Origin of the sequence: Microbispora sp. NPDC049633, assembly GCF_040675265.1 — a bacterium.
Lineage (GTDB): Bacteria > Actinomycetota > Actinomycetes > Streptosporangiales > Streptosporangiaceae > Microbispora > Microbispora maris.
Genome location: NZ_JBFAOO010000011.1, coordinates 1 through 15,358 on the forward strand (window position 1 = coordinate 1; position 15,358 = coordinate 15,358).

9 protein-coding genes are annotated in these 15,358 nt (G+C 72.9%); 4 read left to right on the top strand and 5 right to left on the bottom strand.

Features of this window, described 5'->3' with window-relative positions:
* Positions 1-608 (top strand): methyltransferase domain-containing protein (locus AB0J39_RS04990; RefSeq protein WP_363461947.1); only part of this gene is annotated, 608 nt, incomplete at its 5' end.
* Positions 609-754: 146 nt separating this feature from the next.
* Here the strand turns inward: AB0J39_RS04990 and AB0J39_RS04995 are convergent.
* Both AB0J39_RS04995 and AB0J39_RS05000 read right to left on the bottom strand, forming a co-directional pair.
* Complete coding sequence (locus AB0J39_RS04995; protein ID WP_363461949.1) at positions 755-988, bottom strand: YetF domain-containing protein; 234 nt, start codon at positions 986-988, stop codon at positions 755-757.
* A complete protein-coding gene (locus AB0J39_RS05000) occupies positions 973-1,269 on the bottom strand; it encodes a hypothetical protein (protein ID WP_363461951.1) in 297 nt (98 codons plus the stop codon). The genes AB0J39_RS04995 and AB0J39_RS05000 overlap by 16 nt, the downstream gene beginning before the upstream one ends.
* Positions 1,270-1,570: 301 nt before the next feature.
* Here AB0J39_RS05000 and AB0J39_RS05005 point away from each other — a divergent pair, with 301 nt between their 5' ends.
* The gene (locus AB0J39_RS05005; protein ID WP_363461953.1) at positions 1,571-3,433 is read left to right on the top strand and encodes a prolyl oligopeptidase family serine peptidase; all 1,863 of its coding nucleotides are present in this window, start codon (positions 1,571-1,573) and stop codon (positions 3,431-3,433) included.
* A 3-nt stretch (positions 3,434-3,436) separates the two neighbouring features.
* On the opposite strand, the gene AB0J39_RS05010 is transcribed toward AB0J39_RS05005, so the two are convergent.
* Positions 3,437-4,861, bottom strand: coding sequence for a GAF domain-containing SpoIIE family protein phosphatase (locus tag AB0J39_RS05010; RefSeq protein ID WP_363461955.1), 1,425 nt, complete (start codon positions 4,859-4,861; stop codon positions 3,437-3,439).
* Positions 4,862-5,129: 268 nt separating this feature from the next.
* Between AB0J39_RS05010 and AB0J39_RS05015 the strand changes: the two genes are divergently transcribed.
* Together AB0J39_RS05015 and AB0J39_RS05020 are read left to right on the top strand one after the other, a co-directional pair.
* Entirely contained in the window at positions 5,130-9,341 is a 4,212-nt protein-coding gene (locus tag AB0J39_RS05015) for a HAMP domain-containing protein (RefSeq protein ID WP_363461957.1), read from the top strand.
* 3 nt (positions 9,342-9,344) lie between these two features.
* A complete protein-coding gene (locus tag AB0J39_RS05020; RefSeq protein ID WP_363461960.1) occupies positions 9,345-9,971 on the top strand; it encodes a response regulator in 627 nt (208 codons plus the stop codon).
* A gap of 39 nt (positions 9,972-10,010) precedes the next feature.
* Here AB0J39_RS05020 and AB0J39_RS05025 read toward each other — a convergent pair whose 3' ends face one another.
* Complete coding sequence (locus AB0J39_RS05025) at positions 10,011-11,645, bottom strand: NYN domain-containing protein (RefSeq protein ID WP_363461962.1); 1,635 nt, start codon at positions 11,643-11,645, stop codon at positions 10,011-10,013.
* A 269-nt stretch (positions 11,646-11,914) separates the two neighbouring features.
* Positions 11,915-15,256, bottom strand: a complete 3,342-nt coding sequence (locus AB0J39_RS05030; protein ID WP_363461964.1) for a sigma factor — start codon at positions 15,254-15,256, stop codon at positions 11,915-11,917.
* Positions 15,257-15,358: the final 102 nt, after the last annotated feature.

A 15,358-nucleotide genomic window follows, 5' to 3' on the forward strand; every position in this document is an offset into this window, starting at 1 on the left:
CCCCACTGGCCGGCCGCCTCGCCCGGCTGTGCGAGGGCGCCGCCGTGGTCGCCGACGCCGGCGCGGGCACCGGCTACTACCTGGCCGCGGCGCTCGGCGACGCCGCGGTGGGCATCGCGCTCGACGTGTCCAAGCACGCGCTGAAGCGGGCCGCCCGCGCGCATCCGCGCATCGGCGCCGTGGTGGCGGACGTGTGGCGGCCGATCCCCGTCGCCGATCACCGCGTGGACGTGCTGCTCAACGTCTTCGCACCGCGCAACGCGGAGGAGTTCGCCCGGATCCTGCGGCCGGGTGGTTCCCTCGTCGTCGTCACGCCCGGCCACGGCCACCTGAGCCCGCTGGTCGAACGGCTCGGCCTGCTGAACGTGGACGAGGACAAGGACCGCCGCTTGGAGGACGCCCTGGGCGGCCGGTTCGCCCGGACCGGGGAGGAGACCGAGGAGATCGCGCTCTCGCTGCGCCACGACGAAATCGAGGCGGTGGTCGGCATGGGCCCGAGCGCCTGGCACACCCGCCCGGAGGAACTGGCCGCGAAGATCCGCGCGTTGCCCGACCCGGTGCCGGTGACCGCATCCTTCCACATCACCCGCTGGGCAGTGTCCCCGTGACCGCTGTGTCCCCGTGACCCCGCCGGTCTCCAGGAACCGGGTCTCCATGAACCCGTAGGCTCCGTGACCGCTGTGTCCCCGTGACCGCTGGTTCCGCGCGACCGCGTGCGTCTCCCTGGCCGCCCCGGCCATGTGACCGCGTGCGTCTACGTGACCGGGGGCTCGGCCGGTTCGGTCTCCCCCCGGTCCACGCGGATGACGCTGATCAGGCCGTTCGGCTCGATGTACGCGCGGCCGACCACCGCGATGTCCTCGATGCCGTGCAACCGCAGCTGCGAGAGGACCTCCTCGTAGGTCATGAACTCCCGCAGCATCACCCTGCGGTTCAGCCTGCCGCTCTCGATCAGCGCCCTGGGCCGGGCCTTCAGCAGCGCCGCCACCCGCGGAAACCGGTACGCGACGGCGTCGACGCCACACTCCAGAACAGGATCGTGACGACCACCACGAATCCGTCGGAGATCGACTCGGCCTTGCCGTGCAGCCCGGCCGACGCGGCGTCGGCGACCAGGACGACCAGGAGCACGTCCGTGACGCCCAGGCCGCCCGCTTCGCGCTGACCGACGAGGCGCAGGAGAGCGAGCAACACGAGGAAGGTCACCGTGCCGCGGACGAACCCCTCCAGCAGCGGAATGCTCGGAGCGAAGATCGGCTGCCAGTCCACCGTCCCACTATCCACGGCCCCGCCGCCGGCACACGGAGACGCGTCGTACGGCTCTCGACTCGCCCGCCGGTGTCACCGGGGCCACGACCGCGGTATCACGGCACCCCTGGTACGGATCGCGGGGGCGACCACGCGTTTCCCAAGCTGAACGTGGCCAGCCGCACCCAGCTCGCCGGCTTGAACCTGTCCTGGCGCGGCGCTTGCGGCAACTCATGTCCCGACATCACCTATTTGTCGGTCATTTGCGTCTCTCGCGGGACATACTGAACCCGACCCCGTAGGAGCGCAGGGGAGGGCCGGTATGAAGGCCGAGGAACGCTGGCAGGCCAGGTTCCGGGCACCGCGGGTGACCCTGCCCACGTGGGCGCGTCAGGCGCCGCACCGCGCCGTCTACCGCGGCAACGCCTCCGGCGCGTGGGAGATCTACGCCTGGGACCGGTCGAGCGGGCAGATCCGCCAGGTCACCGACCGCGCCCACGGCACCCGGTACGGCGCGATCGACCCCGCCGGCCGATGGATCTGGTGGTTCGGCGACACCCACTGCGACACCGACCGCGGCACCGACCGCGGCACCGACCGCGATCCCCACGGCCACACGGACGGCGACACGGACGGCGACACGGGCCGCGACGGGTACGGCGTGTGGTCGCGCCAGCCGTTCCACGGCGGCCCGGACGAGCCCCTGGCCATGCCGCCCGGCCACCCGTGCGGGCTCGCGCTCGCCTCGGACGGCGCCGCGGCCGTCGGCCTTTCCACCCGGGACGGCTTCGAGATCCTGCTGGCCAGGCCCGGGAGCGAGCCGGTCACGTTGTACCGCCACGACGAGTACGCCGCGGTCGCGGACATGTCCCTCGACGGCTCGCTCATCGCCGTCAACCACAGCGAGCACGGCGACGCCCTGCATCCGGCCGTACGGGTCATCAGGGCGGACGGCTCGACGGTCGCCGAGCTGAACGACGGACCGGGCAGAGGCGTGACCGGCTGCAGGTTCGCCCCCGTCCCGGGCGACCGGCGCCTGCTCGTCCTGCACGAGCGCCGGGGCCGCCGCGAACCGCTCGTTTGGGACCCGGTGACCGGCGAGCAGCGGGAGATCTGGCTGCGGGTGCGCGGCGAGATCTCCGCGGACTGGTACGACGACGGACGCGCCCTGCTCGTCATCAACAACCAGCGGGGACGCACCGAACTGCTGCGCTACGACCTCGCCGGCGGCGGCCTCACCCCGATCCAGAGCCCGCACGGGGTGATCGAGGCGGCGGCGCCGCGCCCCGACGGCACCGTCGAGTACGCCTGGTCGAGCGCCGCCCACCCGCCGGTCGTCAGGTCGAGCAACGGCCACGTGGTCTTCAGCCCCGGGCGCACACCGCCGCCGTCCGTGCCGCTGGAGGACATCGACGTGGACGGCCCGGGCGGGCGCATCCACGCCCTCGTCTCCCGGCCCGAGCGGGTGGCCGCGCCGTACCCGACGGTGTTCCTCCTGCGCAGCGCGCTGCCGGGGTTCGGCGGCGGCGCCGGCGGCCAGGACGACGACTCGTTCCGGCCGCAGGTCGCGGCGTGGGTCGACAGCGGTTTCGCCGTGATCCGGGTGAACCACCGGGGGTCGGCCGGGTACGGCTCCGCCTGGCGCGACGCGCTGCGCGGCGACGTCGGCCACATCGAGCTGGCCGACGTGGCGGCGGTGCGCGACTGGGCGGTGGAGCGCCGCATCGCCGACCCGGACCGCCTCGTGCTCGCCGGCACGGCGTGGGGCGGCTATTTGACCCTGCTGGCGCTCGGCACCCAGCCGAAGTCGTGGACGGCGGGGATCGCCGCCGCCCCCATCGCCGACCACGCGGCGGCGTACGAGGACGAGGCCGAGTGCATGCGCGCGGCGCACCGGGCGCTGCTGGGCGGTTCCCCGGCCGAGGTGCCCGAGCGATACGCCGCGTCCTCCCCGATCACGTACGCCGACATGGTGGAGGCGCCGCTGCTGATCCTGACGGGCGCGAACGACCGGCGCTGCCCGGCCCGCCAGGTCGAGCGCTACGTCCGGGCCCTGGCCGCCCACGGCCGGGAGGCGTCCGTGTACCGGTACGACGCCGATCCGGGCGCGCCGGCCGTCGAGGAGCGGGTGCACAGGATGGCCGCGTCCATCGACTTCGCCGTCCGCGCCCTGGGCCGTACCTAGGACCTAGGGGGCGCGCAGGACGAGGATGGCCAGGTCGTCGGCGCTCGGCACCGGCGCGAAGTCCTGTACGGCGCGGCGGATGCGCTCGGCCACGGCGCGGGCGGACAGGTCCACGCACTCGGCCAGGAGCTTGGCCAGGCCGCCGTCGTCGTCGAGCAGCCGGTTGCCCGACCGCCGCTCGGTGACCCCGTCGGTCACGCCCAGCAGCACGTCGCCCGGGGTGAGGCGCAGGCTGTCCTCCTGGAACTTCGCCTCGGGGAACACCCCGAGCAGCGACTGCGGCGAGGCGACGACCTCGACCTCGCCGTTCGGCCGCAGCCGCAGGGCCTCCGGATGCCCGGCGGAGACGAGACGGATGTCGAGACCCTCCGGCGAGACCGTGATCTGGCCGTGCAGCAGCGTCAGGAAGCGGGCGCGCTCCCCCTCCTCCAGGATGGCCTGGTTGAGCCGGCCCACGACGGCGGCCACGCCGTACCCCTCGCGGGCGAGCAGCCGGAGCGTGTGCCGGGCCAGCCCGGTGACCGCGGCGGCCTCGGGCCCGGTGCCGCAGACGTCGCCGATCGCGAAGCGCCAGACCCCGTCCGCGATCGGGAACAGGTCGTAGAAGTCGCCGCCGACCTCGTTGTTCTCCCCCGCCGGCTCGTAGATCACGTGGAAGTCGAGCCCCGGGGTGGTGGGCTCGTCGGGCGGCAGGAGGCTGCGCTGGAGCGCCCGGTTGGCCGCCGCCTGCTGGGCGTACAGACGCGCGTTGTCGAGCGCCAGCGCCGCGCGGCGGCCGAGGTCCTCGGCGATCTGCATGGCCTCGTCGGGGAAGCGGTCGCGCCGGCCCAGGCACATCACGCCGAGCCGCCGCCCCCGCGCGGTCAGCGGGTACGCCAGCGCCTGCCATTCGCTCATCGGCAGCACGGCGGGGTCGTCGTCCGCGGGCAGCGAGATCTCCTCCAGTTCGTCGCGCATGGCGTCGATCTGGGTCTCGTCCGCGTGCCAGAGATAGGCGGGCCGCAGTTCTCCCGACCCGTCCTGCGCGGTGTAGACGGCGCACCAGCTCGCCAGGCGCGGCACCACGATCTGCGCGACGATCGCCGGGACCATCTCCGGGTTGAGCGTGCCCGCGAGCAGGTCGCTCGCGTCCGCGAGGAAGCCCAGCCAGCCCGGGCCGTGCGCGGCCTCGAGCAGCCACTCGTCGCTCTGCACCGGCTCCCCGCCCGGCAGTTCCAGACGGGCCCAGCGGGTGCGCAGCGACGAGGTGAACGTGACACCCCAGCTGACGGCGTCGGCCGGCGGGCCGAAATTCTGGCCGTCCGTCTTCTCCCTGACCTCCACCTGGATGGACTCGCCGTGGTGGAGCCACACGACCTCGAAGGGCGCGCCCGCCGCTTCCACGACGAGTTCCCCCACCAGCCGCTCGGCCTCGGGGTACACCGACATGGCGGCCCACGCTGTCATCACTTCGCGCGTGAACCGCTTCGCTTCGGGTACGGCCGTCTCGCCTGGCGTGAAGGACGCCGCCAGAACGGCCCGAGGGCTAGTTGTCACCACCATTGTGCTTACCACACTTCCGGCTGACCTCGGGTCAAGCAAGGGGGCCCCGCATCCCGCCGAACGTGACAGACTGGCATGGAGTCCGCGGCTGGACAGGCCGTATGAGGCCGTATGCCTTGGTCGCGTCAGCCCCGATCGGGGTAAAGGAGGCTAAATGTCGCCCGCCAACGCCGAGCTGGCCGGGACCGAACGGGTCTACCGCGAATCCGACCTCGTCCCCTTCCTGGAGACGCTCATCACATGGCGGGACGGCGACTTCCGCCGGCGCGTGTCCCACGCCCCGCCCGGCATCCTCAGCGAGATCCGGCTGCTGCTCAACGAGGTGGCGGACCGGCGCGAGCACCTGGCCAACGAGCTGGCCCGGGTCCGCCGCGAGATCGTCAAGGAGGGCCGTTTCACCGAGCGGCTCAGCCCCGGGCCGGGTGTCGGCGCGTGGGCGGAGAGCGTGGGCTCGGTCAACGACCTCATCGACGCCATCGTGACCCCGGTCAGCGGCGCCGCGGACGTCATCGACGCCGTCGCGAAGGGCGACCTGTCCCGCCGGATCGACGTGGACCGCGCGGCCCGGGGCGAGGTACGGCGGCTGGGCAAGGCCATCAACGGCATGGTCGATCAGCTCTCGCTGTTCACCTCGGAGGTGACGCGGGTCACCCGCGACCTCGGCACCGAGGGCAAGCTGGGCGGCCGGGCCAATCTGCGCGGCATGTCGGGCAGCTGGCGCGACCTCACCGAGGCCGTCAACACGATGTCCGACCGCGTCTCCGCGCAGGTCCGCGACATCGCCGAGGTGACGACCGGGGTCGCCCGCGGCGACCTGAGCCGCAAGGTCACCGTCGACGCCGTCGGCGAGATGCTGGAGCTGAAGCACACCGTCAACACGATGGTCGACCAGCTCTCGGCGTTCGCCGAGGAGGTCACCCGGGTCGCCCGCGAGGTGGGCACCGAGGGCAAGCTGGGCGGCCAGGCGCAGGTGCGCGGCGTGTCGGGCGTCTGGAAGGACCTCACCGACAACGTCAACTTCATGGCCAACAACCTGACCTCGCAGGTGCGGCAGATCGCCGTCGTCTCCACCGCCGTGGCCAAGGGCGACCTGTCCAGGAAGATCACGGTGGACGCCCAGGGCGAGATCCTGGAGCTCAAGGAGACCCTCAACACGATGGTCGACCAGCTCTCGGCGTTCGCCGACGAGGTCACCCGGGTCGCCCGCGAGGTCGGCACCGAGGGCAAGCTGGGCGGCCGCGCCGAGGTCAAGGGCGTGTCGGGCGTCTGGAAGGACCTCACCGACAACGTCAACTCGATGGCGAACAACCTGACCTACCAGGTGCGCAACATCGCCCAGGTCACCACCGCCGTCGCCAACGGCGACTTCACCCGCAAGATCGACGTCGACGCCCAGGGCGAGATGCTCGAGCTCAAGAGCACCATGAACACCATGGTCGACCAGTTGTCGTCCTTCGCCTCCGAGGTGACCCGCGTCGCCCGCGAGGTCGGCACCGAGGGACGGCTGGGCGGCCAGGCGCAGGTGCGCGGCGTGTCGGGCATCTGGAAGGACCTCACCGACAACGTCAACTTCATGGCCAACAACCTGACCTCGCAGATTCGTCAGATCGCCGTCGTCTCCACCGCCGTGGCGCAGGGCAACCTGTCCAAGAAGATCACCGTGGACGCCCAGGGCGAGATCCTGGAGCTCAAGGACACGATGAACACGATGGTGGACCAGTTGTCCGCCTTCGCCGACGAGGTGACCCGCGTCGCCCGCGAGGTCGGCACCGAGGGACGGCTGGGCGGCCAGGCGCGTGTCCCCGGCGTGTCGGGCGTCTGGAAGGACCTCACCGACAACGTCAACTCGATGGCGAGCAACTTCACCTACCAGGTGCGCAACATCGCCCAGGTGACCACCGCCGTCGCCAACGGCGACCTGACCCGCAAGATCGACGTCGACGCCCAGGGCGAGATCCTCGAACTCAAGAGCACCATGAACACCATGGTCGACCAGCTGTCGTCCTTCGCCTCCGAGGTGACCCGCGTCGCCCGCGAGGTCGGCTCGGAGGGTCAGCTCGGCGGCCAGGCCCGAGTCGAAGGCGTCGAGGGCACCTGGAAGCGGCTCACCGAGAGCGTGAACGAACTGGCCGGCAACCTGACCACCCAGGTGCGCGCGATCGCCGAGGTGACCAGCGCGGTCGCCAGGGGCGACCTCACCCGGTCGATCACCGTGGAGGCGCCGGGCGAGCTGGCCCAGCTCAAGGACAACATCAACACGATGGTCGCCACCCTGCGCGAGACGACCAAGACCAACCAGGAGCAGGACTGGCTCAAGTCCAACCTGGCCAGGATCTCCCGCCTGATGCAGGGCCACCGCGACCTGATGGAGGTCGCCCGGCTGATCATGAGCGAGCTCACCCCGCTCGTCTCGGCCAGTCACGGCGCCTGCTACCTGTACGACGACGGCCGGCTCAACCTCATCGCCGGGTACGGCATCCAGCCGGGCTCGACTCCCAAGCCGAGCTTCGACCTGGGCGAGGGCATCGTCGGCCAGGCCGCGCTGGAGGCCAAGCAGATCATCCTGGAGAACGTCCCGGTCGACTCGATCACGGTCGAGACCGGGCTCAGCCGGTCGAACCCGGCCCAGATCGTCGTGCTGCCGATCCTCTTCGAGAACAAGGTGCTCGGCGTCCTCGAGATGGCCTCGTTCCGGCAGTTCAGCGAGGTCCACCTGGCGTTCCTCACCCAGCTCGTCGAGACCATCGGCGTCACGATCAACACGATCATGGCCAACTCCCGGACCGAGGACCTGCTCACCGAGTCGCAGCGGCTCGCGATCGAGCTGCAGGAGCGCTCCGACGAGCTCCAGCGCCAGCAGGAGGAGCTGCGCCGGTCCAACGCCGAGCTGGAGGACAAGGCGGCGCTGCTGGCCAAGCAGAACCGCGCGATCGAGATCCAGAACTTCCAGATCGAGCAGGCCCGGCGGACGCTGGAGGAACGGGCCGAGCAGCTCGCGGTCTCCTCGCGCTACAAGTCCGAGTTCCTCGCGAACATGTCCCACGAGCTGCGCACCCCGCTCAACAGCCTGCTCGTGCTCGCCAAGCTGCTGACGGAGAACGCCGAGGGCAACCTCACGCCGCAGCAGGTCGAGTTCGCCCGCACGATCCACGACGCCGGCTCGGCGCTGCTGCAGCTGATCAACGACATCCTCGACCTGTCCAAGGTCGAGGCGGGCCGGATGGACATCCACCCGCAGGCGATGTCGCTGTCCGCGCTGGTCGACTACATGGAGGCGACCTTCGCCCCGCTCGCGCAGGACAAGGGCCTGTCGTTCGCGGTCCAGGTCGATCCCTCCGTGCCGTACGAGCTGCGCAGCGACGAGCAGCGGCTGCAGCAGGTGCTGCGCAACCTGTTGTCCAACGCGGTGAAGTTCACCCACGAGGGCGAGGTCAGGCTGGAGGTGACCCGCGCGCCCGTCGACGTCCCCTACGTGGACGAGAAGCTGCAGGGCTCGCCGGAGGACATGCTGGCCTTCCGGGTCGTGGACACCGGCATCGGCATCGCGCCGGACAAGCTCGAAGTGATCTTCGAGCAGTTCCGCCAGGCCGACGGCACGACCAGCCGCAAGTACGGCGGCACCGGCCTCGGCCTGTCGATCTGCCGGGAGATCGCCCGCCTGCTCGGCGGCGAGATCCACGTTCAGAGCGTCCCCGGGGAGGGCAGCACGTTCACGCTGTACCTGCCCCCGAACTACTCGGGGCCGCTCGCCGCTCCCGACGGCGGCGCGATCGCCACGCCCACCGAACCGGAGGGCCGCGAGGACGAGGTGCCCGACCTGCACATCAGGGACATCCTCCCGGAGATCCCGCTCCCGACCGACCTGCCGGTCCCGCAGTACACGCCGCTGGTGGACAGCCACGACTGGCAGGGGGACGACCCGCTGACCGGGGCCAAGATCCTCATCGTGGACGACGACATCCGCAACGTCTTCGCGCTGACCAGCGTGCTGGAGCGGCACGGCTCGACCGTCGTGTACGCCGAGAACGGCCGCGAGGGCATCGAGCAGCTCGAACGCAACGAGGACGTGGCGCTCGTGCTGATGGACATCATGATGCCCGAGATGGACGGCTGGGCCACGACCTCGGCGATCCGCACGATGCCGCAGTTCGCCGACCTGCCGATCATCGCGCTGACGGCGAAGGTCATGCGGGGCGACCGCGAGAAGAGCATCGCGTCCGGCGCGTCCGACTACGTGCCCAAGCCCGTCGACGTCGACCGGCTGCTCGAGCGGCTGCGCGGATGGCTCATGCGCGGCCGCAGCGGGGGCACAGAACGCACGAGGGGCGTGCCGGCCCCCGAGTCCCGAGACGCCCAGGAGACGTGATCGATGGCTGACCGCGCCAGGGTCCTGCTGGTCGACGACCGTGAGGAGAACCTGATCGCCCTGGAGGCGATTCTCAGCTCGCTGGACGTCGTGCCCATACGGGCCCGGTCCGGGGAGGAGGCGCTGAAAGCCCTCCTGTCGACCGACTTCGCCCTCATCCTGCTCGACGTACGCATGCCGGGCATGGACGGCTTCGAGACCGCCGCGCACATCAAGCGGAGAGAGCGCACCAGGAACATCCCGATCATCTTCCTGACCGTGGTCGACAGCGCGCCCGACTACGCCTTCCGCGGGTACGCCGCCGGGGCGGTGGACTACCTCACCAAGCCGTTCGACCCCTGGGTGCTGCGCGCCAAGGTCGCCGTGTTCGTGGAGCTCTACACGATGAACCGGCGGCTCTCCGAGCAGGCGGCCCTGCTGCGTGAGCGCCTGTCGAACGAGTTGCCGGACGGCGGCGACCACGCCTCCGTGCTGGCCGAGCTGGCCGGCCGCGTCACCGCCGTCGAGGACGAGCTGCGGCGGGTGCGCGAGCTGGCGGAAAAGTCCGCCGACGCGCCCCTCAACGGCGCGGTCGCCGAACTCAGCGACCGCGTCGCCCATCTGCGGGCCGGCTTCGACGCTCTCGGCTGAGCCGGGCCACGGGCCGCCCCGCTGAGGACGGCCGCCGGGTCAGCGGCGGGCGCGCTCGAGGGCGTCCCAGAAGCCACGGCGCAGGGCGTGCCTGACCTCGTCGTGCAGCAGGAAGTCGATCGGCAGCGAGGACCCCTGCAGGAGGCGGGCCTCGAGGTCGGACGGCATCCGGGGCTTGCGGGCGAGCACGGCCTCCAGCCACAGCGCGGGGGCGTCGCGGGCGACCGACTCGCCGAAGTCGTGCCCCTCCTTGTGCGCCGCCTTGACCGCCTCGGCGAGCGTCGTGGTGCCTCCGGTCTGCACGGGCACCGGAGCGGGCTGCGGGCCCGTGTACGGCCCCAGCTGTGAGGGCGAGTAGCCGGCGTGGCCGGAGCCGTACTGCTGGCTCTGCATCGGGTTGTTCGGCGGCGGGCTGCCCGACGGCGGCTGGGCCTGCGAGGGCGGCGACGGCGGGGGGGAAGCCGAGGGAGCCGGCAGCGGTGTGCTCACGGGCGGCTGGGTCTGGCGCGGCGGGGCGGGCGGCTGCTGAGACTCCGGCGAGTACCCGTTGTAGGCCGGCGGGGACGGCTGCGCCGGAAGAGCCGGGCGCGCGTGGGCGGCGGAGGATCGCCCGCCGCTGTGTGCGCCCGTCCCGTGTGCGCCCGTCCCGTGTGCGCCCGCGCTCTGGGAGCCGATGCCCTGCGCTGCGGCGCCCTGAGATCCGGCGCCCTGGGAGCCGATGTCCTGAGGTCCGGCGCCCTGGAAGCCTGCGCCGTGAGCGCCGCTTCCGTGGCTGCCCACGCCGTGCGATCCGGCGCTGTGGCTTCCCGTGCCCGGTGTCCCCGTGTGCGTCCCCGTGGGGTGCGGTTGGGTGGCGTTCGAGGCCGTTCCTGAAGCGCTCAGGTCCTGTGGCGGAGTGCCGTGCGCTCCCGTCACCGCCCCGCCGTGGAGGCCGGCGGCGTGGCTGCCCTGCGACGGTGTCCCGTTGTGCTGGGTCCCGTTGTGCTGGGTCCCGTTGTGCTGGGTCCCGTTGTGCTGGGTCCCGTTCTGCTGGGGACCGTTGAGATGCGTCCCGTTGGACAGCGAGCCGTTTCCGCCATGCGGGACGAGGCCGTTGCCGTGGGACTGCCCGTTGCCGGCGCCGGGGCCCGGGTCCGCCCCGGTGAGCATCGTGACGAACGGCCGCAGATGGCCGCTGCCGATCTCGATGAGGTCGTCGCACTCCTGCCGCAGGGTGCGTGCCGCCGACCACGCGCCGTCGGTGGCGATCTGCATGACGGTCACGCGGATGCCGAGGTCCTGCGCGTCGCTGACCACCTGGGTGAGGTCCTCGTCGCCGCTGATCACGACCGCGTCGCAGACCGCGTTGTTGCGCGCCAGCGTCATGAGGTCACGGTGGACCTGGGCGTCCACGCCTTCCCTGCGGCCCGGCCGGATGCGGCCGAGACGGAGCTTGAGCCCGGGAATGTCCGCCAGCACGTCGTGCTCCGGCGTACGGCGACCCTCGACGGTCGCCTCGTACCAATAGCAGCGCAGAAGCGGCAGGCCCGTCCGCTCTCTTGACAGGGTCGTCAGGAACTGCAGCAGGCTCGGATAGTCCCAGGAGACGGCCTCGCGATGGCGGGTCCCATGGACGGCCATCGCGCCGTCTGCCAGCAAGTAGCCGGCGTCAACGAACAGCGCGCAGCGATCCACGCGACACCGCCCTTCCTACGTGGCCCTCTCAGGGTAGTCAAGCGTGTGTTCCCGCGAGGCTGATTCCCGGCGATTCAGCCCTCGCCCGCCCGGTGGGGGATCGGGACGCCGACACCCCTGGGGTCGGAAGCGTTCACGCCGACCGTACCAGTTTGTCCAGGTATCGCCTCCCACCAATTTGTTATCGCACGGCTGCCCTCGGACGGATATGAGCCGCTTGTCCGTGGACACGCCGGACGGCGACGGCCGGGCCTCCCAGTCAGGGGATGTCAAGACCACGTCCGGGCGCTCACGACCGCGACGCCGAAGAAGACGGGGTCCCGTCTGGTGGCGAGTTGCAGCGCGGGACGGGGTCCCAGGAGGGCGTGGAGCGTGTCGACCGCGACGCCTCCGGCGTCCGCGCGGCCCAGGACGCCCGGACGGCGCCGCTCCTCGCGATCCCCCATGGTGACGACGCCCGCCCTGACCCCCTCGCCGTTCCAGACCATCAGGTCGATCCGCGCGGGCGCGCCGTCCGGGGCGAGGCCGTCGAGAGGGAGCCGCAGGGCCCTCTCCTCGTTCCCGATCACCGCCGCGGCGTCCAGCACCACCGCCCGCGTGTACGGCTGCCGCCCGTCCGTGGTCATCACCACCAGGCCCCAGGCGGAGTGCCGGACCGTACCCGCACGCGCCGGGGCGCCGGCGACCCACCAGCGACCCCCGCCGACCGCACGGACAAGAGAGGTCACGTCGGCGAACGCCTGATAACCGGAGCCCCCCGGCAGGTCCCGCCGGGCTACCTCGGCGGCGTGCAGGGTCGCGTATCCGGGCCTTCCCGGCGCGCGCACCCGGATGTCCTGCGCGGGCACCGCCCCCCGGCCGCCGCCCGCCCAGTAGAGGCCCGCCCACAGCACCTCGCCACCAGCCGGCACGTGAAGGTCGGCGCAACTGGACGTGCCCGTCGAGGGGTCCCTGTCGAGGTCGAACGGCACGCTGACGCCCGGGTTCCGGCCACGCCCGCCCGAGGCCGCTCCGCAGGGGCCGGACGACGCCGCGGAGCCCACGAGCACGTTACCGACGACTCGCGCGGCGATGCGGCCGTCCGCGGCGAAGCGCGCCGCCGCGCCCGAGGCACGCACTCCCACGGTCGACGCGGCGGTGCTCTCCAGCCGCCCCGCCCGCACCCGCACCGTGAACACCCGTCCCGTGGGCGCGTCCGCGGCCACCGCCACCTTCAGGAAGATCGCCGTGACCTCGCCGGCGGCGAGCGGGCCCCGGGCGCACCGCACCAGACGTCCCGACTCCTCACACGACCAGCCGTCGCCCGCGCCGCTCCGCGTCCGCGCGCGGTCCGCGTCCCCACCCGCCGCGCGCCCCTGACCCGCGCTGCCGCGCGCCGCGCCGTTCTGCATCGCGTCGTTCTGCCGCCCGCCGTCCTGCCCGGGGGCGCCCGGCTTCGCCTCGTGGCCCCGCCCGCCACGCCCGTCCTGGCCCAGGTAGCGGACACCGGTCGGCAGGGTCACCGTCGCGGTGACGTCACCGGTGGCGGCGTCGCCCGCGTTGCGCAGCCGTACGGCGACGAGCCCGGGCTGGCCGCGCAGCAGTGCGCCGAGCGGATCGACGGCGACGGCGAGCGCGTCCTTCGCCTTCCCCGGGCTCCCCGCTTCCTTCGCCTTCCTCCCGCTCTCTGTCTCCTTGGCCTTCCCCGGGCTGCCTGCGGCCTTATGGGCGCCGGTGTCGCTCCGGCCCGCGCCAGTCGATCGGGCATGCCCACCGGCCTCACGGCCGCGCTCCCCGGTCCGCGAGCCGCCCGGCCGGGCGAGCGGGGTGCGTCCCGTGGCGGCTTGGCGGGCCTGTGCCTCGCGCCGGTCAGGAGTCGCCCCCGGCTCCAGCCGCGCTCCCGCCCGCGCGCCGTCCCGCGCCTCGGCGCGGGTGCCGCCCTGGGCACGGGCCTGCTCGGGACGTTCCCGATAGGGGTGCCGGGAGATCTGCCCCCGCACCCGTTGCCGTTCGGGAACCGGGCCCCGCGCAACGTCCGCGTGGCCGGAACCCCGCTCGCGGCGCGGGAGGGCCGTGACCGCGTCAGGCTCCCCCACCGGGCGGCCGTTCGCCGGACGCCGGTTCGCCTGTCCCCCGCCGCCCGCGCCGGCAGTCGTGTGCCCACCGCCCTCGCGGCCGGGGTGATCCGTACCCGCGCGTTCGCGGGTGGGCGGCGTACCCGTGGTCTCCTCGCGCGGTGACCGCTGATCTGTATCCGGGGCGGCTCTGCCGGCGCTCTCGGGCATGCCGAGCGCGATGCCCGCGCCCGGCTGGCCGGCAGCGCTCCCGGACGTCCAGGCGTGCGGCCTCGGCCGGTCGTACGGGTACGGAATCCGCGCGGGTCCGGCGTCACCGGCGGCGGGCCGCGAAGAAGCGGCGCCCTCCGCGGGCCGCGGACGGTCCGGGGCGCGTTCCCTGTAGCCGCCCGCGGACAGCATCTCCGTCGGCTGCGCGACGAGCAAAAAGGCGGCGGTCGCGAGGCCGGCCACGGCGATGCCTCCCAGCACCGCCCGATGCGGCGTCGGCACGCTCCGCACCAGTGCGGACAGCCGCGCCAGCGCCGCCCGCACCCGGGCGTACGCCGCCCTCGGCAGCGCGCCCGCCTTCCCGCACACGCGCCGGGCCGTCGTCCGTGCCCAGCCGTACGCCGCCCTCGGCCGCGCGCCGGCCATCGTGTACGCGCGCCGAGTCGTCGTCCGGGCCTGGTCGCACGCCCCTCGGAGCAGCTCGTGCGCCCGCCGCCGGTCCCGCGCGGCCCGCAGGACCCTCCTCATGCGGCGGCCCGCGCGGCTCTTCACCACCCCGATGTGGTCGCGGGCCGCCTCCAGCCGAGCCCGCGCCCCGACGTACGCCCGCGAGCGCGTGGTGGTGGCGGTGGCGAGGTCGGCGAGGTAGTCGTCCACGGCCGGCCCGGCGACCAGCTGCCCGACGACGGCCCGCAGCTCCTGCGTGAGGTCGACCAGCTGGAGGAAGACCGACCGGCAGTCGATGCACTCGGCCACGTGCGCGTCGACCGCGGCGGCCTCCCCCTTGGGCAGCCCGCTCTCGAGATAGCGAAGGATCATCGACACGATCGGGCGGCACTCGGCCCGGGGACCGTCCTCCAGATGCAGCCGCACGTACGCCTCCCGCAGGCCCCGGCGGGCCCTGCGGGTGAGGTCGGCCGCGGCCCTGCCCGACAGGCCGATCAGCGGGCCCGCGTCGGCGGGCCTGCCGCCCTCGATCTCCACCTGCCACAGCAGCGCGCGCCAGCGCTCCGGCAACGAGCGGTACGCCCGGGCGAGCGGCGACCGCTCCAGCCCGGCGAGTTCCGGATCCACGTAGAGGGAGTCGCCGTCGGCCAGGTCGGCCACTCCGGTGGCGGCGTAGCGGCGCAGCGACGCGAGGAGATAGGGCCGGAACGCGGAGGCGGGGCCGTCGCCCCGCCGCACCACCTCCAGGACCCTCGCGAAGGTCTCGGCGAGGAGGTCCTCCACCGCGTCCTCGCCCTGCGCGATCCGCCGCGCCAGCGACCGCGCGGCGGCCGAGTGCCGCCGGTAGAGCCTTCCGAAGGCCGCCGTGTCGCCTCCCCGCACGGCCTCGAGCAGTTCCATGTCGGTATGCCGGACTTCTCTACGCATTGCGACCTCGCGATTACGATGAGTTGCACGGCGATACATTCCGCAGTCCGTGTCCTGGCTAAACCGCTGAGACCT